11 protein-coding genes are annotated in these 22172 nt (G+C 64.2%); 6 read left to right on the top strand and 5 right to left on the bottom strand.

Annotation, left to right across the window (positions count from 1 at the left end; all coding sequences use genetic code 11):
- Nucleotides 1-99: 99 nt before the first annotated feature.
- A complete protein-coding gene (locus tag CDV46_RS22965) occupies nucleotides 100-1023 on the top strand; it encodes an aromatic alcohol reductase (protein WP_087725205.1) in 924 nt (307 codons plus the stop codon).
- Here the strand turns inward: CDV46_RS22965 and CDV46_RS22960 are convergent.
- Nucleotides 1008-2456, bottom strand: coding sequence for an aminotransferase-like domain-containing protein (locus CDV46_RS22960; protein ID WP_254916177.1), 1449 nt, complete (start codon nucleotides 2454-2456; stop codon nucleotides 1008-1010). The two genes, CDV46_RS22965 and CDV46_RS22960, sit on opposite strands and share 16 nt — an antisense overlap.
- 165 nt (nucleotides 2457-2621) lie before the next feature.
- Here CDV46_RS22960 and CDV46_RS22955 point away from each other — a divergent pair, with 165 nt between their 5' ends.
- From CDV46_RS22955 to CDV46_RS22935, 5 genes are all read left to right on the top strand, one after another.
- The gene (locus tag CDV46_RS22955; RefSeq protein ID WP_254916176.1) at nucleotides 2622-3635 is read left to right on the top strand and encodes a nitrate ABC transporter substrate-binding protein; all 1014 of its coding nucleotides are present in this window, start codon (nucleotides 2622-2624) and stop codon (nucleotides 3633-3635) included.
- 34 nt (nucleotides 3636-3669) lie between these two features.
- A complete protein-coding gene (locus CDV46_RS22950; RefSeq protein WP_087725203.1) occupies nucleotides 3670-4458 on the top strand; it encodes a deaminated glutathione amidase in 789 nt (262 codons plus the stop codon).
- Between the two features lie 85 nt (nucleotides 4459-4543).
- Nucleotides 4544-5500, top strand: a complete 957-nt coding sequence (locus CDV46_RS22945) for an ABC transporter substrate-binding protein (protein WP_217896762.1) — start codon at nucleotides 4544-4546, stop codon at nucleotides 5498-5500.
- A complete protein-coding gene (locus CDV46_RS22940; RefSeq protein WP_087725201.1) occupies nucleotides 5497-6447 on the top strand; it encodes an amino acid ABC transporter permease in 951 nt (316 codons plus the stop codon). The genes CDV46_RS22945 and CDV46_RS22940 overlap by 4 nt, the downstream gene beginning before the upstream one ends.
- 59 nt (nucleotides 6448-6506) lie before the next feature.
- Nucleotides 6507-7301 (top strand): amino acid ABC transporter ATP-binding protein, encoded by a 795-nt coding sequence (locus tag CDV46_RS22935; protein ID WP_087726054.1) that lies wholly within the window; start codon nucleotides 6507-6509, stop codon nucleotides 7299-7301.
- Nucleotides 7302-7346: 45 nt separating this feature from the next.
- Here CDV46_RS22935 and CDV46_RS22930 read toward each other — a convergent pair whose 3' ends face one another.
- The 4 genes from CDV46_RS22930 to CDV46_RS22915 form a co-directional block, all read right to left on the bottom strand.
- Nucleotides 7347-19619 carry a filamentous haemagglutinin family protein gene (locus CDV46_RS22930; RefSeq protein ID WP_087725199.1) on the bottom strand — a complete coding sequence of 4091 codons (12273 nt, stop codon included), beginning with the start codon at nucleotides 19617-19619 and terminating at the stop codon, nucleotides 7347-7349.
- A gap of 138 nt (nucleotides 19620-19757) precedes the next feature.
- Entirely contained in the window at nucleotides 19758-20756 is a 999-nt protein-coding gene (locus CDV46_RS22925; RefSeq protein ID WP_087725197.1) for a FecR family protein, read from the bottom strand.
- Nucleotides 20757-20948: 192 nt separating this feature from the next.
- The gene (locus CDV46_RS22920; protein ID WP_087687935.1) at nucleotides 20949-21452 is read right to left on the bottom strand and encodes an RNA polymerase sigma factor; all 504 of its coding nucleotides are present in this window, start codon (nucleotides 21450-21452) and stop codon (nucleotides 20949-20951) included.
- Nucleotides 21442-22152 (bottom strand): secretin and TonB N-terminal domain-containing protein, encoded by a 711-nt coding sequence (locus CDV46_RS22915; protein ID WP_176399167.1) that lies wholly within the window; start codon nucleotides 22150-22152, stop codon nucleotides 21442-21444. Before CDV46_RS22915 ends, CDV46_RS22920 begins: the two co-directional genes overlap by 11 nt.
- Between the last annotated feature and the right edge of the window lie 20 nt (nucleotides 22153-22172).

The following is a 22172-nucleotide window of genomic DNA, read 5'->3' as shown; positions in this document are numbered from 1 at the left end:
GCTTCATCGAATGAGGGGGACGGCGGCAGTATCACGGGTGTGCCTTCTTCTCGCGGGTTCATAACGCTCCTATTATTCGCAACTCGACAGGAGTTGCAAATGACCATTCAAAACGCGGCAAACGGCGGCGTCCTCGTGCTGGGCGCCGGAGAACTCGGCGCATGCGTATTACGTGAGCTAGCCAAGCTTCGCGATGCCGGACAAGTGGCCTCCGTTTCGGTGCTGCTGCGCCCGGGTTCCGGTAGCGCCGCGATGATGCGCGAACTTGAGATAACCGTTGTCGAAGCCGATCTCGCGGTCGCTACCGAAGACGCTTTGGCGACGATCTTTTCCGGCTTCGATCAGATCATCTGCTGCACCGGTTTCGTCGGCGGACTCGGCACACAACGCAAGATCACGGCCGCCGTATTGGCCGCTGGTGTTGCGCACTACATCCCGTGGCAATTCGGCGTGGATTACGACGTCGTTGGCCGAGGCAGCGGTCAGGATGTGTGGGACGAACAACTGGACGTTCGCGACATGTTGCGCAGTCAGCGCGATGTGCACTGGACCATCGTCTCGACGGGAATGTTCACGAGCTTCGTCGTGCTTCCCGAATTTGGTCTGGTGGATCTCGAACAAGGCGTCGTACGCGCGCTCGGCGACTGGGACTACGCGCTCACCGTCACCACGCCGCAAGACATCGGCCGATTGACCGCACTCATCGCGGCCTCATGGCGCGACTTCGACAATCAAATTATCCATGTGGCAGGCGACACGTTCACGTACAGCGAACTGGCCGACACGTTGACAACCGTCCTTGGCCGCCCCTTCACGTGCGAACGCCTGAGCGTGCCGCAACTGAAAGCCGATGCCGCAGCACACCCCGACGACATGATGGGCAAGTACCGGCTCGCCTTCGCCCGCAAAGATGGCGTTGCGTGGCCGAAAGATCAGACGCTTAACAGCAAACTGGGGATGAACGTTACCGATCTCGCGGCGTGGTTGTGCGAGTGGCGTGATCGTGGCTACGATTTGGACTGATTGTTGCGCCCCATGCTGAACACGCTGGCCGGCTGTCGCGGATACGCGGCCGCTGCGCCTGCCTGCGATGCAGGCGGTTTGCCACCGGTGGCCGCCAACACGATTGCCGCCGCGACCGTCTCCAGATTGTCGATGGGCAGCCCGATGCCCACTCGGACATGCGGCACGTTCTCGATATGAAAGCGGTCGCCCGGATGCACGGCGATGCCGCGTGCGGCGAGCGTCACCAGTGCGTAACGCTCCGATTCCACCGGGATCCAGATGCAAAGTCCGTCTTCGCGTGAGGTCGGCGGCAACACGAGTCCGTGTTTCGCCAAATGGTCGATCAAGGCAATTCTGCGTTGCGCGTAGACCTCACGCGCATGAGCAAGAACACGCGCCGTTTCAGGCTGATCCAACAGCCATGCCGCCGCCGCTTGCAGAATACGGCTGGTCCATCCTGCGCCGAAATTTCGATAGGCCAGCACCCCGTCGGCAACCTTCGCGGGGGCCGACATCACCGCCAGCCGCAAATCCGGCCCGAACGATTTCGAGAACGACCGGATATGCACGGTGCGATTCGAAAAACGCTCGCCCAGACTCTTCGCCGGACGAACCGCGATGTCACCCAGTCCGTCGTCCTCCACAATCGCCGTATCCGTGCCTTCGAGCAGTCCGGCCAATTGGTCAAACCGCTCGTCGGAAACGAAGCCCCCCGTCACGGAATGCGTGCGAGGTTGATAGAGGAATACGACCGGCTGCTGCTTGAGCGCGCGCGCCAGAAATTCCGGCTTCGGGCCATGCGAATCACGCGGCACCGAGATGACGTTCGCGCCGAGCTTTTCCAGAATGTCGAGAATGCGCACGGCCGTCGGATCTTCGACCGCCACCACCGAGCCCGGCAACACTAACGTTTGCAGCGCGAGGTACACAGCCTCGAAACCCCCATTGGTTGCCACAAACGCCTCGGGCCGGTAGGGCCAGCGTGACGCCATCGCGTCGCGCAGCGGCGCCGAGATCATCTCCCGGCGATAGCTGTTCAGCCCGGCAGTTTTCGCCCCCATCAGCAATGCCGGGCCGAGGTCCGGCGCCAGCGCCGGGTCCGGCACCGCCATGGAGAGATCGGCCGCCATCTGGTCGCCATAGTGCCCAACGCTCTCGAAGCGCGTCGGACGCACCGCGCCCTGATCGCCGCAGACCCAAATACCGTTGCGTCCCGCGCCGCTGACCAGCCGGTACGTGCGCAACTGCTTCCACGCGCCGGAAACGGTCGCCGGACTCACGCCGAGGGCCTCGGCAAGCTCTCGTACCGCCGGCATTTTCGTACCGACCGCAATCGCGCCCGAGCGGATCATCGCCGCCACGTCCAGCGCGATGCCTTGCATCGTGCGCTTCCGAATGCCCCGCGCGAGCAGCGTGAGCGTCTTGGTGTCATCCGTATCTGCGTTTTGCACGGTCGTCCTGAATGGGATTTTTGTTCAATAACAAAACAAAGATTGTATCTTCATTTTTGTTCAAACTACACTCGATTTCAACAAACGCCAACGCTTTAAAAAACGGCGATCTGGCGGAGGGGGCCGGCAAATGCTGGCCGTGTTGTCGGTGATCGAGCGAGGCATGTGAGCGCATGGACCATCGCGATTACCGGTTCGAAGCGTCAGTGGAGTGAGAGCGAAGTGACGGTAAAAATCAGATTGGCCGTGCGGGACTGGGACTACTACATGCCCCTCGCACTTGGCGACTTGAAGCCGGAAGGGTTCGAGCTGGAACTGCACCGCGTGGGCACGTTGCCGAACGACCTTGCGACATGTGCCGAATACGATGCCGGCGAGGTGTCGTTCAGCCGCTATGCGCAGGCCGTGTCGATGGGCGATCACAGCCTTGTGTGCGTGCCGCACTTTCTGATGCGGGGGTTCCGGCAGCGCTGCGTCATCACGGCGAAGCACAGCCCGCTGAACGCGTTCTCGCAGTTGGCGGGCAAGAAGATCGGCGTCACCGGCTGGCAGGATTCGGGCAACACGTGGACGCGCACCTTGCTGCGTCGCGAAGGTGTGGGCATCGAGGATGCGAAGTGGTATGCGGGCCGTTTGACGGAAGCCCATCCGATTGTCGATCGACTCGGGCGGCACGTGCGTCCCGGTCTGATCGAGGCCGCCCCCGGTGAGCGCCCGCTTGACGAACTGCTGCAAACCGGCGAACTCGATGCCGTGTTCACCCCGTTCATGCCGCCGAACTTCTTTGACGCCGACTCGCCGCTGCGCTTCTTTCTGCCGGACTTCCGTGCCGCCGAACAGGCGTACTTCAACGAGGTCGGCTACGTGCCGGGCATCCACGTGCTCGGCTTCAAGCCCGCGATACTCGACGAGCACCCGTGGCTGGCGCAGGCATTGAGCGAGTTGCTCGACGAGTCGTCGCGTATCTGGATGGAAAAACGGATGAAATACGCGGACACGACACCGTGGATTCTCGACGAGATCCGTCGTACGACGCTGGACCTGCCGGCGCAGTGGAACCGTAACGGTCTCGCCGCGAACCGCAAGATGATCGATGACTTCGTGAGCGAGATGCTCGACCAGAAGTTGATCGAACGCCGCGTCGGCGCCGAAGCCCTCTTCCCCCAAGCTTGGGCGTAAGCCCTGCCCCCGAACCGACTATCGAGAGACGCTGATGAAAGCAGCCATTGGACAATTTGCCGTCGCCGCCGACGCCGTCACCAACGCACAGACCTGTCTGCAACTGATGGCGCAGGCGCAGGCCGCCGGTGCAGACCTGCTGGTACTCCCCGAAGGGATACTGGCGCGCGACATCGCCGACCCCGATCTGGTACGCCGCGCTGCGCAGCCGCTGGATGGGCCGTTTGTGACCGCACTGCGTGAAGCGAGTCGCGGTAGCAAGATGACGACGATGATGACGGTGCACGTGCCGGCGAGCCACGACGGCAAGGTGTGGAACATCCTGATCGCCCTGCGCAATGGCGAGATCATTGCCGAGTACAAAAAGATCCACCTGTACGACGCGTTTTCGATGAAGGAATCGACCAACGTCATTCCCGGTAATGAGGTGCCACCACTGGTCGACGTGTGCGGTTTGAAGGTGGGCCTGATGACGTGTTACGACGTGCGGTTCCCGGAGCTGGCGCGACGCCTCACACTCGACGGCGCCGACGTGCTCGTGTTGCCCGCAGCGTGGGTCAAAGGGCCGATGAAGGAGGCCCACTGGGAGGTGCTGTGCACGGCGCGCGCGCTGGAGAACACCTGCTACATGGTGGCGGCGGGCGAATGCGGCGCGCGCAACATCGGCGCCAGCATGGTGGTGGACCCGCTTGGCGTCGCGATTGCCCGTGCCGGCGAAGCGCCGACGCTGCTGTTCGCCGACATCGACCCGGCACGTATTGCCGAAGCACGTCGCGTGCTGCCTTGTAATGAAAACCGTCGCTTCGCGGCACCGCAACTGTAAGGTCGCCCGGCCGGCAGCCCGGCCCCCGACGTTCCACGTTCCGTTCGGCACTTCAGGGAAACATATCGTGATGCACGTGATTCGTTTGAACAAGATCGTCCGCCGAGTGACTTGCGGCGCCATGCTCGGCAGTGCAGTGCTGTTGGCCACCGCGACGGTGCCGTTGACAGCGACAGCCGCCGAGGTGGCGATTCCGGTGCAGAAGGTCGATCCTGCGCTGCGCGCCCGTCTGCCACAGGGCATCGTGACGGCGGGTTTCATGACGTCGGTCAACGAGGGATCGTTCCCGCCGTACTCGGTGGTGAAGTCGGCACACGAGCTTGACGGGGCCAGCGGCGATCTCGTACTGGCGCTCGGGCAGTTGTTCGGCGTGCAGGTGCGGCACGAGGCGGTCAGCGGACTTTCTGCCGTGTTGAGTGGACTGAAAACCGGCCGGTATCACTTGGCGATCGGCCCGATCGGCGATTTTCCGGATCGCGAGAAGGTCAATGACTTCGTCGACTGGGTGCAGGAGTTCGTGGTGTTCGGCGTGCCCAAAGGCAACCCGGAGAAGATCAGCACGCTCGACAGCACCTGCGGCAAGCGCATCGCCGTGATGGCCGCCGGATCGGCCGAGAAGGTGATGCAGAACCAGACCAACGTATGTGTGGCGCAGGGCAAACCGGCCATCAACATTCTGTCGTACACGGATCAGCCGACGTCGATTCTCGCCGTCCGCTCGAACCGCGCTGACGCCTTCTTCTCGTCGCAAGCTCCGCTGACCTACTTCGTGCAGCAGTCGAAGGGCCAACTGGAACTGAGCGGCGTGGGTCAGGCCAACGGCTTTCACGATCTGTTTCAGGGCGCTGTCGTACAGAAGGATTCACCGCTCGGCCCGTTGCTCGTGGACGCCATCCAGAAGCTGATCGACAACGGCACGTACGCGCAGATCATGCAGAAATGGGGGTTGAGCGGCAACATGATCAAGCAGGCCGGCCTGAACCTTCCGGGCAAGCTGGCGGCCGCTGGCGGTAAGCCCACCGACAAACCGGGGGCCAAATGAAATCCGTCGACTGGAACTTGCGCGACGTCCGTCATGCGCGCGCCCGCTTCCCATGGGCAAAAACGCTCTCGTGGCTGATTGCGATCGCTGTCGCCGCCAAGGTGCTGTGGGCGGTATGGCAGAACCCCAACTTCCAGTGGGAAGTAGTGAGGCACTACCTCAACGAGACTTCCATCCTGCACGGCTTGGAGACCACGTTGTCGCTGACCGTCGTGTCGATGGTGCTGGGCAGCGTCATCGGTCTTGTGCTGGCGATTGCGCGAATCTCCGACAACGCGCTCGCCCGCAGTATCTCGTCGTTGTACATCTGGTTTTTCCGCGGCACGCCGCTGCTGGTGCAGTTGATCTTCTGGTACAACATGTCCACGTTGTTTCCGAAGGTCGGCTACACGCTGCCGTGGGAATCCGTCGGTCATTCATGGAACACCAATGATCTGATCACGCCGTTGACGGCGGCCATTGCGGGTCTCGCCTTGAACGAGGCGGCCTACATGGCGGAAATCATTCGCGCGGGGCTGTCGTCGGTCGACCCGAAGCAGATGGAGACGGCACAAGCGTTCGGCATGAGCCGCCTGCGCGCGCTGCGCAGGATCGTGATTCCGCAAGCGATGCGCTCGATCATCCCGCCTGCCGGCAATCAACTCATCAGCATGATCAAGGCGACGTCGCTGGTGAGCGTCATCGCCATGAGCGATCTGCTGTACTCCGCGCAGACCATCTACAACCGCACCTTCGAAGTTGTACCGCTGCTGATCGTCGCAGTGCTTTGGTACTTACTGATCACGTCGGTGCTGAATCTGGGGCAGCGCGTACTGGAGCAGCGCTTCTCGCGCGGTTATGGCGACATGGGCGCGAAGGCAAAGGTCGGCGTCGTCAGCAAAGTCGCGCGACGCAAGCCGATGCCGTTCACTGCGGACGCCATCGAGGCACAAGGAGAAAACCGATGAGCGAAGCCATGACGCAAGCCACTTCTCAAGCCACTTCTCAAGCCCGTTCGAACACAGCAATGGGCGCGCCTTTGGTGACAATCCGTGATCTGCACAAGCGCTTTGGCGACAACGAAGTGCTCAAAGGCATCGATATCGACGTAGCACGTGGCGAGACGGTCGTGTTGCTCGGCCCGTCCGGCTCGGGGAAGTCGACACTGCTGCGGTGTATCAATCACCTTGAGACCATCGATCAGGGCGTGATTATGGTCGGCGACGAGCAGATCGGCTTTTCGCTCGAAGGCCAGCGTCTTCGCAAGTTGACGCAGCAGGGCATCTCGCAGCAACGTCGCAACATCGGCATGGTGTTCCAGAGCTTCAATCTGTACCCGCACATGACCGTGTTGCAAAACATCACCGAAGCGCCGATCGGTGTGCACGGCGAGTCGACTGCGCAGGCACAGGCACATGCGCGGGAGTTGTTAAATCAAGTGGGGTTGAGCGAAAAGGCCGATGCTTATCCGCGCCAGTTATCGGGCGGACAGCAACAGCGGGTGGCGATCGCACGCGCGTTGGCAATTCGCCCGTCGCTGATCCTGTTCGACGAGCCGACGTCGGCACTCGATCCGGAACGCGTGGGGGAAGTGCTGAACACGATGCGCACATTGGCCGAGCAAGGTCAAACGATGATCGTGGTGACGCACGAGATCGGCTTTGCTCGCGACGCCGCCGACCGCGTCGTGTTCATGGATGGCGGCCGCGTGGTCGAGCAAGGGAAGCCGGAAGACGTGCTAGGCGCCCCGCAACATCCGCGTACGCAAGCCTTTCTGGGGCGCTTTACGCGAGATGCGATGTCGGGGGTGGCGGGGCGGTGAGTCTCGGACACCACCCCATTACCTCTCAGTGAAAAGTCACCAGCTTCAAAGGTGCGATTTCTCCTCGCGCGTAAGCTCCATCTTCTGCGCCTCCGTAAGCACCCCATTGCCAACCAACTGAAAAGCGCTCGATGCATCGTAAGCCCGGGCCTGCGGCGGAAGTGACGCCCCCTTCGCATCGGCTGCCGGTGCATTCGTGTCGGTGCCGCCCAGCATGCGGATGGTGAAAATCGACGGTGTGTTCTGACGCTGTGCCGCACGCTCGCGCGCCATGGCATCCTGCGCGGCAGTGGCAGCCTGCGCAGCCGTCGCGCTCGCGTTAGTCAGCGCACCCACGTTGACCGCAGCAATCGCGGGCAGGCCAGTGGACTTACCCTGCACCTGCACGTTCGCGGCATTCACCACCTGAAGCGCGGCGAAGTTCACATTCCCCGACACACGAATCCCCGCCTCACCCGCATCGATCGTGCCCAGCGGCGCAACGAGGTCGATATCACCCGGCGGCACTTCCGGCAGCGGCGCCAGTGTGGCGATACCCGCACCGCTCGACGGCACCGACGGGGAGAGCGTCACGTCGCCCACGTTGTCGTACACGCGCTTGGGCGGCGTGTAGAGCACGGTGGTCTTCGCGCCGCGCCCCGCGTTGATGTCGCCCGCGGCCGACCACGCCTGAATGCTGCCGCCGAAGGTCGTCATGATGCGCGACAGGCCGAGCAGAATGCTGTCGCGGCTGTACAGCTGAATGTCGCCCTCGCCCTGCGTGACGATGCCCGCGCTCGCCCCGGGCGTGACACCCTCCACGCCGACCAGCGTGCGGCCGCCCGGGTTGAGCATCTGGATGTTGCCGCCGAAGTTCGTGCGCACACCAGCGTCGGTCGTCACCGGGATGTTCACGCCGTTCACGTTGTTCATGCCGGTGATGCTGCTGAACATCGTGATAGCACCGTTGTAGTTCACCGCATTGCCTTGCGTATCCGTCGCCGGGAACAACGTGGCGATGGCGTCGCGCCCACGCAGATAGCTGCCGTAGCGCGGGCTGGCCGGGTCGTTGTACTCGCGACCGCCCAGCAGCAACTCGGTGAAGTACACCTCACGCACGAACACGCCTTGCTGCGTCTTCGGCAATGCGAGGAAGTAGCCCAGCGCATCGGCCGACGTGCCGGTGTAGCCGAAACGGCGCTTGAGCCATTGCGTGAGTTCGTCACCATAGGCATGCACCACCTTGCCGCTGCCGGCCAGCACCGTGCCGCTCGCCAACTGGTTGGCCGGGTCGAAATACAGCTTGCCGAAGCTCGCGTAATCCGGGCCGTTCGCGCCGACACCGGCGAGCACCGAAATGTCCGCGCCACCGCTCGTATTGGAAGGATGCACCACGTCGCCCGCGCTGGAGAGCGCACCGTAGTAGCCCTGATACAGATTGCGTCCCGCCTGCATTTGCAACACGCCCGGGCCAACAATATTGGCCGACTGATAGATGATGTCGCGCCCGGCCTGCATCAACGTGATGTCGGTATCCGACACGTTCAGGAACGTATCGGGTACCGTGCCCACGCCGACGATATCTCGCCCGGCGATGACTTGGAAAGGCTTGCCTGCCACGTACCAGACGCTGTGCGTCGGGAAGAATTGGCGAACGCTATCGACCATCGGCTTGAGCGTCTGGCCGATGCTCAGATCGTCGATATCCTTGCCCGCGAAGACCAGCGCGGGCAGCGAGTCATTCGCATGAAGCAGCGTAGAGACGTTGTCCTCGCCAAAGGCATACGGGCTGTTAGCGATCAGGCGAATCTGCGCATCTGCCGACGCGTTGGAGGTGCCACCGCTGATGGTCTGGAAGTACGGACGCTGTGGCGTTGCAAGGCTGCCCATGTCGGCCCCCGACAGCGAAACCGTCGCCCCTTGCCCGTAGATCGAGCCTGCGGCCAGAAGCTGCAACTGACCGACGGGTGACGAAATCAATTCGATGCTGGAGTTCGGATCCGAGGGGCCCATCGGCGTCGCGAACCGCACGTCGCCGTTGGCGGCCACCACACTCAGGCTGCCCGGGAAGTAGCCTGAGGCACTGTTCGTCGTGGCATTGCCCTGCTGGTCACCCTGAAGCGGCATCACGTCGCCGCCTGCGCTGAACAAGCGAATGCCCGATGACGGTGTCCATAGCGTGAATTGCGTGGCACCGCCCTTGCCGATCGCCCCGGCGCTGTTCGTGAAGTAGGCACCGTCGATGACCGGATTCGTCTGCATGCCCGCGTCGCCCACACCACCGATCACGAGATCGCCGCGCGTGGTCACGCTCACGGTGCCGTCGCCCGGAATGATCGTCGGGCCGCGCGTCTGCGTTACCCCCTTGATGACGCTCACATCCATCGCACGCGGATCGAAACTCTTCCAGTAGCTGCCGTTGCCAAACGGCGCGGTCGCGCCGACAGAACCCGCATCGATCGTCGTGTTTCCGCGCAAATCGGTGATCGAGCCGAAATAGTCCGACACTGCGTCGGCGCGCCCCGTCGACGGGCGCCCGTTGAGCATGCCGCCGACCTTCACCGTCAGATCGCCGCCGCCCGTCTGCACAATGGTGCCGTCGGCCAGCACACGGCCAGTCGATGCCACCGCCAGATCGAGCCCGGGCGAAGTCGTCGGGCTGTTCGACGACATCACCCCGGCGTTGCGGCCTGCGATCACGCTCAGATTGCCGCCGCCGAGTGTGCCGATCCCTTGAAAGCCGACAAGTCTCGGCACGCGGTCCCACTGACTCATGACCGCCATCGAACCGAAATTGATGCCCCATGCGCCCAGATCGCTGGTCACCCCGCTGCCGCCCTGACGCCACAGCCAGTTCGCCGTGTAGTTGCTGTCGTCGTATCGCTGACTGTTGTCGGCAATCTGGATGTTGCCGGTGATGTCCTGCTGTGCGGCGATCAGCACGTCGCCGCCGTGCTCCGGATACCAGACATGAAGGCCGCCGCCGCTCGCCGCGCCCGGCAGGTCGTACGGATTCGAGCCGTCGGCGGCGAGTACCGGCGCGGAGGTGGTGCCCGCCGTGTAGACGCCATACGGGGTGGCTTCGCTGAAGCTGCCGCCCGCGAGAATATCGAGCGTGCCCGTGCCGGTACGCAGCACGCTGAAATACTTGCCGGCGAGCGAACTGTTGTACGCCGGATCGCTCAGCGTGACGTTACCTTGTCCGGCCAGCGCCCGCGTACTCTGGCGTGCGCGTTGGTCGGCCGACGTGAGGTCGGCACCGCCCACCAGCCGGATCGACGCCGAGCGCGAGCCGGCGGCGAGCATGGTCGCCTGCGACGATGTCGCCGGGCTGGGTGCTACGGCCGGACTGCTCATCGCATAGAGCTGCGGCAGGTTGCTCGCGTCGAACCCAAAACCGTAACTGTTCTGCGCACTGATCGTCGTGCCTGCCGGAATGGTATCGCCCGGGTTGTACGACACGCCGTTACTGTCGACATACGGGCCCCACCAGTTCTGCGTCCACCAGTTGTAAAAGGCGGTATTGGGCACGGTCCATGCGGTGGCGAAGTAGACGTCGCTCGTCTCGTTGAACCAGTACGTGAACGCATGGCTGCCATCGCTGCCCGTCTGTTTCGCAAACCCGTTTGCCGTCGTCACGTCGATCAGCGAATACGTGGCCGGTGCGCCGCTCGATGCTTGGAACCCGTCGGAGATGCTGCCCTTGACCGTCAGGTTGCCGCCCGCGCGCACGACCAGTGCCATCGGCTCACCCGCGCCGTAAGTCGGCGAATTCGGATTCCGGTCCGCTCCGGGTCCATAGCGGTACTTCGACAGATCGATGTCGCCAATCGTCGAGAGATCACCGACAGACGCGATCTGCACGCCCGGGCGCAGGTGGTAGGCGCTGCCATACGCCGACAGACCCGCCGTGCGCGCTGAGAGGGCACCATTGCCGGCCGCCGCGTTCATGAACGTCTGGCTGGCAGTGTCGTAGGTGTCGAGCGTGCCCTGCGAAATGGTGCTGCCGCCCGGCAGGTTGTAGGTCCAGACACCGTTGAGCGCGATACTCTGCGCACCACGAATCGTGAGCGGGCCCGGTGCGTTGATCGCGATATCACCCGATGTCTCGCCCGTGCGCATGGCATTGAGGACGATGTCTCCGTACGCGCGGCCGTCCGGCGTGCTCAGGTCGAGCGTGGCGCCCGGCGAGAGCGTCATCGTGCCCCCCGCAGCGGTCAACTCGATATGCCCCCGGTTCTTCGCCTCGATGGGCGCACCGTAGCTGTCGACCTGCAACGTCTTGCCGTGTGCATCGAGCACGGCGCTACCGCCCAACGTGAGCCCATTGCCCGCCGACAGGCGGATCGTGCCCGGCGACGTCCCCGACGCGTCGATCGTGCCGTTCACCGTCAGGCTGCCGGCGTCCACCGAGATGCCGACGTTGTGCGCCCTCACCCCGTCGCCGACCACGAGATCACCCTGCTTCTGGACGAAGCTGCGACCGTCGAAGTAGCCGCCGCGGTTGAGCGAGGCATTCAGCCCGGCGAAGTCCGCGAACGTGCCCGCGGACGCATTGAAATCGCCACTGAGGAATCCCGCGTTTGCGCTGCCGCGCAGTGTGCCGTCGAGTGTCAGCGTTCCCTGACTGGCGTTCATCGTCACTTCACCCGCGTTGGCGTTTTGCGCCGACACATCGAGCGTGCCGCCCGCCGCCTGCGAGAAGCTGCCCTGCGCGCTGGAGAAGATCGCCGTACCGCCGAAACCGTAGACGGTAGCGTTCTGAATCTGCACCGGTTGCCCGCTCAGATCGATGCGGCTGTTGCCGTCGAGCATGATGTCGTGCGTGGCATCCACGACGAGCTTGCCGCTCGGGAGCAGCACGGTGCTGCCAATGCGAACACTGTCACCGGTGAGATCGATTTCCGCCCCGGCAATGGTGGACGTCGCGGCGCTCGGCGCGCTCCCTTGGGGAGCGACGATGTTCAACGCCCCGGCAGTCGCATAGCGCATGATCGACTTCGGCGAGCCGGTCACGAGCGGTGTGACGAGGGTGAGATTGCCGCCCGTGCCGCTCTGTCCGAAAACATCGCCGCTCTGCGTGCTCGGCGCCTGATAAACGAAGAGCGCGCTATTTCCGGCAGAGACGATCCGGTCGCTCGCCGTCAGGTCGACGTTGTTGAAACCATAGATCGTGCGCGTCACGCTCGTCGCGTCGGTAGACACGTACGTGCCGAGGTCGATCTCTTTCGCCACGAGGCTCAGGCTACCCAATCCCGTGCCCGGGCCACCGGCAGCGATGGCAGGTGCGTTCGTGCCTGATACACCGTTCCATGTGATCTGGTCGGCAGCAATCGTCGCGTGATCGCCCGACGTCCCATAGCCATAGATGGCCGGCGCCTTGAGCACCAAATTGACGCCCGAACCACGGGCATCGAGTCCGCTGCTGCCGAACACGTTGATCGCGCCTGCCGCGCCCAGTGTGAGCTTTTGCAACGCGGGCGCACCGCTAGACGGATCGCCTTGTAACAACGTCGTCAGCATCGCCTGATTGAACAGCACGCCTGCCGGATTCCCGGCGGCTGCGACTTGCGCGGCGTCGCCGACATTTAACGATCCCACGGCCAACAGGATATTGCGTGCGCCGAAACGGGCGCTCGGATCGAGCGTCGACGCACCATTGGTCGAGAAGGCCAGCGTGCCCTCTGCGAACAGGCCCGAGCCGCTGCCAATGCTGATGGTGCCGGTGCTGCTCTGTGAGCCGGAGAACTCGACGTCGCCGTTAGACAGACCGAGCACCGTATAGCTCGACGTGTACGGCGCCCCTGTCGACGCGGTGTCGAACGGCGCCGTGCCCTTGCCGATGGTGCTTAACGTCACGTTGTTGCCCACGCGCACGTTGTTGCCGACGAGAAAGATCTCGGCGGCCGAGAGGTTGACGCCGTCGCGAACGTAGAGATCCGCAGGCGCGCCGCCAGTGCTCGCGAAGAAGAAGTACCCGGTGCTGGACAGGAATGCCGGATAGCCGTTGATACTCAGACGCGGGGCCCCCATGGCGGTCAGGTCACCGGCGGCCACCGACACGCCCGCAAACCCTGCCGTGCGGGTGCCCGTGGTGATTTCACCGACCTGCTCCACCGCCGCCTGCCCGGCGATTCCCCCCGGCGCCGCACTGAATCGCGCCGTGCCGTCGAAGGTGAAGACCGGCCCCGTCGGTATCGTCGCGGGCGTCGCGGGCATCGTCAGCACCACGTCGAGTGCTTTGCCGTCGCGCGGCAGCATCGGCGCCAATCCGCCAAACTGCGCCGCCTGACTCGTCAGGAAGTCGCTGTAGCTTTGCTCGTTGAATTGCGAATACTTGCGCACCGCCGTGCCGGGCGTCACCAGCAACGTCGACGGCAACTGACTGCGCACCGAGGTGTTGGCGATGCCGGCATAGCCGGCGACCAGATAGGTCCCGTTGCCCGCCGCCGTCGCGCTCGTCGGAAGATTCTGCCCGGTGCCGCCGATCTCGACCCGGTAAGCCCCCGGCAGCAGCGCATAGTTTGACGGCAGCAGCGTGTACGTGCCTGCGGGCAGGCCCGGTACGCCATCGCCGATGGTGATGCGTTGCCCGATGGCCGGATCGCCCGCCCCGTTCTCCGGCGAAACCGGTGCATAGGCCGACGTGTAGCCGGGCACGATGGCATAGACCTTGTCGCCCGCCTTGCTGAGCGTCATGGTCGGGTTGGCGTTGACGAGCGGCGTGTTCAGCACGTTGACCGATCCGCCGCGCCCGGAGACGAAGCCCGCGCCGGTGAGCGAGCCCCCGCCGGAGAGGTCCAGCACGGCGCCACTGTCGACGTTGATCGAACTGCCCCGGATGCGAATGCCGGACCCGATGCCGTAGCCCCCGAACGTGAAGCCCCCGGCCAGTACCGTCGACGTGGTATTGAGGGCCGCGCCGTTGTAGCTGTAGGTCACACCGTCGAACGTGCCGCCGTAGGGCATGGTCAGACCGTCGGTTGAGACCGACGTCACGCTGCCCGGCAGAAAATCGATTTGCTGAGGGAGGATCGCTCCCCCTCGCCCCGACGCCATGAGCTGGCCGATAAAGATCTTGCCGAACGGGGCGCGCAAAACGCCGCCTTGTTCGAAGGTCGGCGCGGTCATCATCAGTGTGCCGAACACGGACATCGGCTGATCCGGCAAGGTGTCGGTCGTGCGGCCGAACCGGATCGTACCGTTGTAGTTCGGGTTGCTGTTGGCCGCCGTGATACTCGCAACGGCCCCTGTGCCCGGATACACCTGCGCAGCTTCGAAATCGAAGTCCCACGACGTGACGAGCGAAGTGCCTGAGTCCAGCGATGGCGTCGGCAGGAACCGGATATCGCCCTGACTGACGAAACGCGCCGTGCGAAAGCCTGCGGCAGGCGTCGATACCCACTGATACGACGCATCCAGGTACCGGGTATTGGCCGAGAACGATATCGGCCCCTGAAAATCGATGAGATTGGCATCGACCTCGAACGTCGCCGTCGTGGGCACATCCGTCGTATCGGGATTACCGATGGAGCCGGTACGGTAACCGTCCTGATAGATCGCCGGTGTGCCCGATAGGCTCACATAAGGTGCGGCGATGCGCACGTTGTTGCTGGTGGCTGGCTGCGTGCCCGCGAACGGCGCGGACGACGTGATGGCATTTGCCATGAGCTTCACACTCTTGTCGAGCGAGAGCGTCACGTCCCCTTTGAAGATCAGGTAGTCGGTGGTGAGCAGCGACGCAGAACTGAAACCGCCGTCCTTGATCTGATCGGCGCTCACTGTGGCATAACCGAACGGGAGTGCCGCCAACGATTGCGGACCGGCGAGGACGACAGGCGTGCCGCGTGCCTGCGTCACCGTGAATTGGCTCGCCACCAGCGCACTGTCGGGAATCGCGTTCGATCTGTCTTGGAACGTTGGCGTAAGCAGTGAAAGCGACAGATCGCCGCCGGACGCCCCCGCACCACCGGACTTCGCATGCAAGTTGCCGTCGACCAGCAGCCCGCTGGTCGAGGCGAGCGAGATCGCCCCGCCGCTGGAGACGCGCATCATGCTGCCCGCCGCATTCGACGGCTGGCCGGACACGGTCGCCGTATTGACGGTGACGGCGGTGCCGTCGGCGTTCAACTCCGCCCCCGGGCGCACGATGACGAACGACGGGCCGCCGTTGAGCGCGATGCTGCCGCCATCGAGTACCGTGCCGTAAGTGCGGCCCGAGGCGTCGGTCGCCGTGTAGCCGAGGCCCGAGACGTCGAGGCTGGCGGTCGGTCCAAGCCAGATCGCCCAGCCGAGGTTGTTGCCCGAGTTGTCGAAATTGCGCGCCGAGGGCAGCACGTTGTCGGCTTCGCTTGTGAGGGCGATCTTGCCGCCGTGAGCTACCAGACTGCCGTCGACCGTGATCTTGCTGAATGAATCGAGCGTGATGCTCTGCCCCGGATCGACAACGATCGACGCGCCCTTCGAGATCGAGACTTCCGAGCCGGTCGGATTGCCCTGATAGTCGCGCCCGAGCGAGCGAAGTGCGATGCTCGCCCCACCGCGTTGCGTGAGCGTGTCGGTCTGCGCGTTCTCGGCAAAGAGCGGCGGCAACACCAAGTCCATCACCTTGGCCGGATCGCTGCCGGTGCGTGCATTCACGCTGGCCGCATTGAAGCGATAGACGGGCATGGTCGGCGCGAGCGTCACGCCGTTGTCCACCCGCACGCCCTGACCGCCGTTGATGTCGTAGCTGGCAAAGCCTGCGTTGAAGAACGTCGCGCCACCGGTCGAACCGCCCGCGTTGAATACCGGCACCGGCAACACGGCAACGTCCTGAGCGAAAACCGTGCCTGCGGGCACGATGGCACCGGCCGGATACGTCACTGCCACATTGCTGACGGTGCCTGCCGTGTAGACCACCTTGTACGGCAATACCGGCAAGGGCGACGTGAAGACATTCGACGGAATCACCGTGCCGGTGGGAATCGTTCCATTGAAGCCGAAGACATCTTTGCCGGCAGGCACGGTCTGGCCTGTGGACCAGTAGTCGTATCCGAATTGTCCGGGCGGACGCCGCGTCATGAGCGTGACACCGGCGGGCACGACCCAGGCGGCGCCCGTAATCACGCCAGTGAAGCCGCTGTCCACGTCGATGGGGGCCGGCGTCGGTACGTCGAACACGAGCCTGAGGTGCATGTCGATCGTCGAGAACGGCAGCGGTGTGCCGGCGGGGACGGTGTACGGCTGCGCGAGCTTCACCGAGACATTGGCTGACGTGCCTGCCGCCAGCGTGCCGCCCGACAGGCTCGCGTTGTTGCCGATCAGGATGCCGTCCGGCGTGGAGATGGTGAGCTTGCCGCCGCCATTCACGCCATACGCCACAATCTGACCGTTCAGATCGAGCGCGCCCACGGTAATGGGGTGATTGCTCGCCGAATCGCCTGCAATCAGCGTCACGTTGCCGCCTGTGCCGCCGCGCGTCTTGCCGTTCGCCAGAATCGCGCCGCCCGACGACACGTCGATCACGCTGCCGTCGGCAATCGTCACGTCACCCGTCGCATCGAACGTCACATTGCCGCCGTTCAGGAACGCCGCGCCTGACATCGCGCCGGGCTCGGTCGTGCCGTTGATCCACAGCCCGCGTGTGTCGATCTTTGCGCCGGAGGCCAGCGTGAGGCTCGACGTATCGTCCGGGCGCATCAATGCGACGGGGTACAGATTGCCGGCCTGATTGAACAGGTTCGAGATGTTGACGGTGCCACTCGGCACGGTGACATTGCCGCTGATGTCGACTTGTGGCGCCACCAGACTCAAGCGGCCGCCGTTGGCAAGACGCAGATCGCCGTTCACAGCGATATCGTCGCGCGTCACGAGATCGATCTCGCCGAGGCCGTAACCGTTCAGGCGTGCCGCGTCGATCCAGACCGTATTCTTGCGGGCAGCGTCGAGTGCATCACCGGCCTTCATGGCTGACGTGATGTCGTCGACGGCACCGATCACGACATCGCTCGCGAAGGCGTCGGTGCGTCCCACACCGGTGTACTGGCCAAGCGTGAACGAGCCGCTGCGCGCCACCGCAAACTGACTGATCGAATAGCCGTCAGTGAGGCCCGCCGGACGCGCCTGCGTTTGCACCGGCCCCGTGTACACGTTCGAGATCACATTGCCTTCGAGCACTGCGGTGGGCGCAGAGATCGTCAGACGGCCCGCGTCGCGCCCCACGGTGTAGCCGTTTTGCAGCACGCGTTGCGGCGCGATCAGCGGGTTGGCGTAGCTTTCCGTCGCCGTGGTGCCCCAGCGCGGGTGCTCCACGCTGAACCCGGTGTACACGCCCGTGTAAATCAGGTTCGCGGGCGCGGTATTGACGTTGTAAATCTGACCGTCCGAGCCTTTGAGCCACGACTGGTTCAGATACCCCGTCTGCACGTTCAGCGAGCCGCCCGAGAGATTGATCGACGCGCCCGTCTGCGTCACCACCTCGGTGCCGCCCAGCGTCACGGTGCCGCCCTGCGCCGCCCACTCGCCAATGCCGTGCGCTACGTTCGACAGATAGCCGCCCACTTCGAGCAGGCCCCCGCCCGTGTACCAGCGCTGGTTGGCATAGCCACCGACCGAGGCCGGCACGTAGATCAACCGGCGGCGGTCGATGTACACGTTCGCGTTGTTCAGCGCGGTGTTGTCGCGGTTGCCCGGTGCGTCGCGCTGTTCGTTGCCCTGCACGTTCACCTTGACGTTGTTGCTGTCCATCGACAGCGATACGCCGACCGCGCCCGAAACGTCGAGTTGTGCCCCCGAGCCGACAAAGCTGCGGTTTGTCGCGCTCACGGCGATCTGACCGCCCGTGGCAAGCGTCAGCGAATTTCCCTGAAATTCGACGTTGCCGCCACTCACGATCTCCACACGCGATTGATCGCGGCGGTCAGACAGTTTCGACAGGTTGTCGAACAATCCCGTCGAGGCACCCGCGCGCAGCAAATCCTGTGCGGCAGAGTCTTGAATCATGGCCGTGCGTTGGCTGTCGAGCGCCGTCGCACCGTTATCGCCGATGAGCACCGACGTGAGCGCACCGCTGCCCATCGTCACCTTGCCCAACGTGTCGCTCGCCGAATTCAGCAGGTGGATCGTGCCGCGCGTGTTCACCGTCGTCGTCGCGACTGCCACGCCCAGTTGCTGCACGTCCCGCCCCGCCATCGTCACGTCGCCTTCAGGCGCCATCAGCAAGCCCGTGTTCACGACCTTGCCCGCCGTGCTTTGCGCCACAAACTGCGGCGAGACTTCGTTGCCTCGCGTGGTCGATGCCGTATTCGCGTCCGTGCCCACGCCCTTGCGAATCACGAAGCTGTCGCCTGCGGCCATCGCCACCTGACCTTGCAGCGTCGTGATCGTCCCCGCGTTGCTGACTTCCTTGCCCAGCAGCAGCACGTACCCGCCACCCTGCGTGACCGACGTCGGAGTGCGCGTCGTGATCGTGGCCCCGGCCTGCACTTCGACCTTGCCCAGTGCATCGGTGAAGCTTGGTGTCGTGCCGTTGGCGCCATAGAGACCGCTCGTGAACTGCGCGTCGCTCATGCGCGCTGCTGCCACCACAAGGTTGCGCGTATCGACCTGACTCGTGCCACCGAAGATCACGCCGTTGCGGTTCAGAATCAGCACCGTACCGTCGCCGTGAAGCTGCCCCTGAATCTGGCTCGGACGCGCCTGCGGATCGTTCACTCGGTTGAGCACTGCCCAGTCGCTTTGCTGCTGGAAGTTCACCGATGTGTTGCGCCCGACGTTGAACGTCTCCCAGTTCAGGATCGCCTTGTCGGCCGTCTGCTGAATGTTGACGTTGGTCTTGCCGTTGGCCGCCGTCTGCGTGGGTGCGTTGGCGTTGATCCAGCCTTTGGTCAGGCTGTTGGTGTCGACCTTGAGGCCGCCCTCCGACAAACCGTCGGGAATCGTAGCGTTGGTGCTAGCTGCTGCGTCGCGTGCCGTCGCCTGCGCGGCCTGCATCGCGGCGATGCTTTGTGCTGCCGTGCTCAGATTCGCAATCGACGTCTGCAACTGCGCGTTGGCTTGTTGCTGCTGCGCCGACGGGTCCATGAGCGAGCTCACCGGGGCACCATTGGGCAGACGCCCCGTCTGCGTGGCGGTCGCCTGCGCGGCACCGCGTGCGCCAAACCATGCGTTGCTGAAGGCTTGCTGGGCGTGCGCGGCCGAGGATGCCAGCAACGTGAGCGCCGCCGCCTGAACCAACGGTTTGCGATGCAGGTTGAGGATCACACGGCCAAGGCGACGGCGCGGTTGCGCACGTTGCGAATCACGGTCTTGTGAGCCAGAAGAAGCAGGAAGAAGCGTCGGTTGCGAGTTCGATGGCATGTCGGGTTTGCAGTGGCAATCGGTTAGCAGACGCCCTCCCGTTCACGGGGACAAGCGCCCTTCCCTGTGATGACGACGCTCGTCGCCCAATCCCGCAAACCTCACGCGAACTTTTTGCGTTCGCTTATGCAAACAAGCTCACCCCACCAACACGATACCGCCCGGCAAGTGCGTCACCCGGGCACCGAGCACCTCTTGAATCTGCGCGAAGATTTCGCCAAGACGGTCGATACGGTAACGTCCACTCAGACGGCTTTGCGCCAGCCGGTTGTCGAATACCACGACACGCCCGTTGCGATAACGATTGATCTCGTCCGCGACCTGCGCGAGCGGCGTATCGCGGAACACGAGTACGCCGTTGCGCCACGCCGACGTCGCCGTCGTGTCCACCGATGTCACCGCACCGAGACGCTGCCCTTCGTACACCACCTGCTGCTGCGCGGCGAGCGCCACATGCTGGCTGCCCAGCGACACACCGACATTGCCCGAGACACAGGTCACGCAGACCTGCGAAGCCAGATGCCGAACTTCGAAGTTCGCCCGGGTGCCCGTCACGCGTCCCTTACCGGCTTCGACCACGAACGCTGCCGCGTTGCCGGCGCTCCCCGTGTTATCCACGGCAATCTCGCCATCGAGCAGATCCACGCCTTGGCGTGGCCCCGCGCCGGTCAGCATGGCAATACTCGTGCGCGTGTTCAGGTCGAGCGTCACCCCCTCGCCCATGGCAATCTGGCGCTGCTCTCCCGTGGCCGTGTGATAGTCGGCACCGGCCATGGCGGTCATGCTGCCCCAGAAGCCCGCCGGCGCGACGACAGCGGCGCCTACCCCCGCGGCGGATGCCAGCGCGCCGCCCAAAAACCATCGGCGGCTCATGCGCGTCATGCGCGGCGAGTGAGCCGCGGCCGATGCCGCGCGTGCACGCACCATCTCTCCCGCTGGGCCAAGGTCGCGCCACAGGCGTCGTGCTTCGGCAAACGCGCTCGCATGCTCGGGACTCGCCTCGCACCAGCGCTGAAGCGCCTGCGCATCGGCAACGGTGGCCTCACCGGACGTGAGCCGTCGCACCCACGCGTGGGCGTCCTGCTGCAAGGCGCGCGCGGTGGCGGGCCGGGTGGAAGTGTCGGGTGCTGCCTTCATGTGCGATGTGTCTGCCAATCCTTTGCCAATCCTCTACCAGCGGTCTGCCGTCGCTCGGCCGCCTTGGGGGCGACCGAATTTCGGCGCGTCATAATGACATGACGGATGAGACCGCCGAAAACCGCAAAATTTCTGAATATTTTTTTATCGACGTCGCACGATTGTCATGATTTCGTGCCACAGCGCGCGTCGCTACCGGTCCATGTGTTCCAAGAAGAATTCCTGCGCCCGCTGGAGTTCCAGTTCCACGAGTCGAAGCGAGATGCCGAAGCGCTCCGCCACCTCGCGCTGCGCGAGGCCGTCGAGCCGTACCGCGAGCAAAATGTCGCGGCGGCGCGCAGGCATGCGCTCCAGCAGGCGCGCCAGCTCGCCCAGATCGGATTGCGCTTCCACGATCTGATCCGGCCCGGGTGCCGGACTCACGAGATCGAACATGGTCTCGATCTCCCCCGTGCTCAGCCGCCGGTCTTCCGCACGCTGCTTGTCGATGGCCGCGTGGTACGCCATGCGGTACAGATACGCGCCGGGGTTTCGCACCGAATCGATGTTCTCATTGTTCTCCAGACGCAACCAGGTGTCCTGTAGCGCGTCGCCCGCCAGATCGGACGAGCCGAGCTTGCGCGAGAGCATTGTCTTCAGTTGCGCGTAGCGCTGAACCAACAACTCGCGAAGGGTAGCGCGGCTGCTATCGGCCATGCGACCTCCCCGGCTTTGGCGCTTCCGTCGCCGCCTCACAGCCCCAGTTACGCCCGGAGGCGCGGGGCTGCACCACGAACGTAAAGGGCTGCGCCAGTGCAGGCGGCGCAGGCTCGCCCACGTTCGCCCCCTGAAGTGCGCTCACGACCGCCGCGTCGGTCGCCGGGTCGCCGCTGGACCCGAGCAGTGCGACCGGCCCGATCACACCACTCGTGCCGACCCACAGCCTGAAGGCGACGCGCCGCGCGCCCTCCGCCAGAAGCGGCTGCGCACAGAAGGCGTCGTGCACGCGGGTCTGTATCAGTCCGAAGTAGCGGCGCGCGGCCGCCGGATCGATCGCGGCATCGCCATCGGTGTCGGCGCTGTTTGTGCGACCGGCGACCAGCGTCACCGTTTTCGATCCCGTGTAGCGGGGCACGAGACCGCTGCCGTCGAGCAATCGGGCAAGTGCCGCGCGCGCGGTCATTTCCCCTTGCACCGGCGCGGAAACACGGCCCGCAGTGAGCGAACTGTCGTAGAGCAGCGAGACGTCGGCGAAGGCGCCGTAGGATTCCAACGCGGATGGCAGCGACTGCGACGGGATGTCGAAACGCAGCAACGCTTCTCCCGATGCGTCGGTATCGACGTCGATACCGGCGACGATGCCGGCAACGGCAGTCGTCGCCCAGACACGGGCAGGGCAAGCGCTAATGCTGATCATCGCGAGACACAGTAGCAATA

The organism is Pandoraea sp. PE-S2T-3 (assembly GCF_002179965.1).
Classification (GTDB): Bacteria; Pseudomonadota; Gammaproteobacteria; order Burkholderiales; family Burkholderiaceae; genus Pandoraea.
The sequence above is the reverse complement of the archived record's forward strand: the minus strand, read 5'-3'. Positions and strand labels throughout refer to the sequence as shown.

What these genes read in the sequence shown, in the direction of transcription:
- CDV46_RS22965 (WP_087725205.1), top strand. Translation starts at nt 100, where the DNA reads ATGACCATTCAAAACGCGGCAAACGGCGGCGTCCTCGTGCTGGGCGCC.
- CDV46_RS22950 (WP_087725203.1), top strand. Translation starts at nt 3,670, where the DNA reads ATGAAAGCAGCCATTGGACAATTTGCCGTCGCCGCCGACGCCGTCACC.
- CDV46_RS22940 (WP_087725201.1), top strand. Translation starts at nt 5,497, where the DNA reads ATGAAATCCGTCGACTGGAACTTGCGCGACGTCCGTCATGCGCGCGCC.
- CDV46_RS22935 (WP_087726054.1), top strand. Translation starts at nt 6,507, where the DNA reads ATGGGCGCGCCTTTGGTGACAATCCGTGATCTGCACAAGCGCTTTGGC.
- CDV46_RS22930 (WP_087725199.1), bottom strand. Translation starts at nt 19,619, where the DNA reads ATGCCATCGAACTCGCAACCGACGCTTCTTCCTGCTTCTTCTGGCTCA.
- CDV46_RS22925 (WP_087725197.1), bottom strand. Translation starts at nt 20,756, where the DNA reads ATGAAGGCAGCACCCGACACTTCCACCCGGCCCGCCACCGCGCGCGCC.
- CDV46_RS22920 (WP_087687935.1), bottom strand. Translation starts at nt 21,452, where the DNA reads ATGGCCGATAGCAGCCGCGCTACCCTTCGCGAGTTGTTGGTTCAGCGC.
- CDV46_RS22915 (WP_176399167.1), bottom strand. Translation starts at nt 22,152, where the DNA reads ATGATCAGCATTAGCGCTTGCCCTGCCCGTGTCTGGGCGACGACTGCC.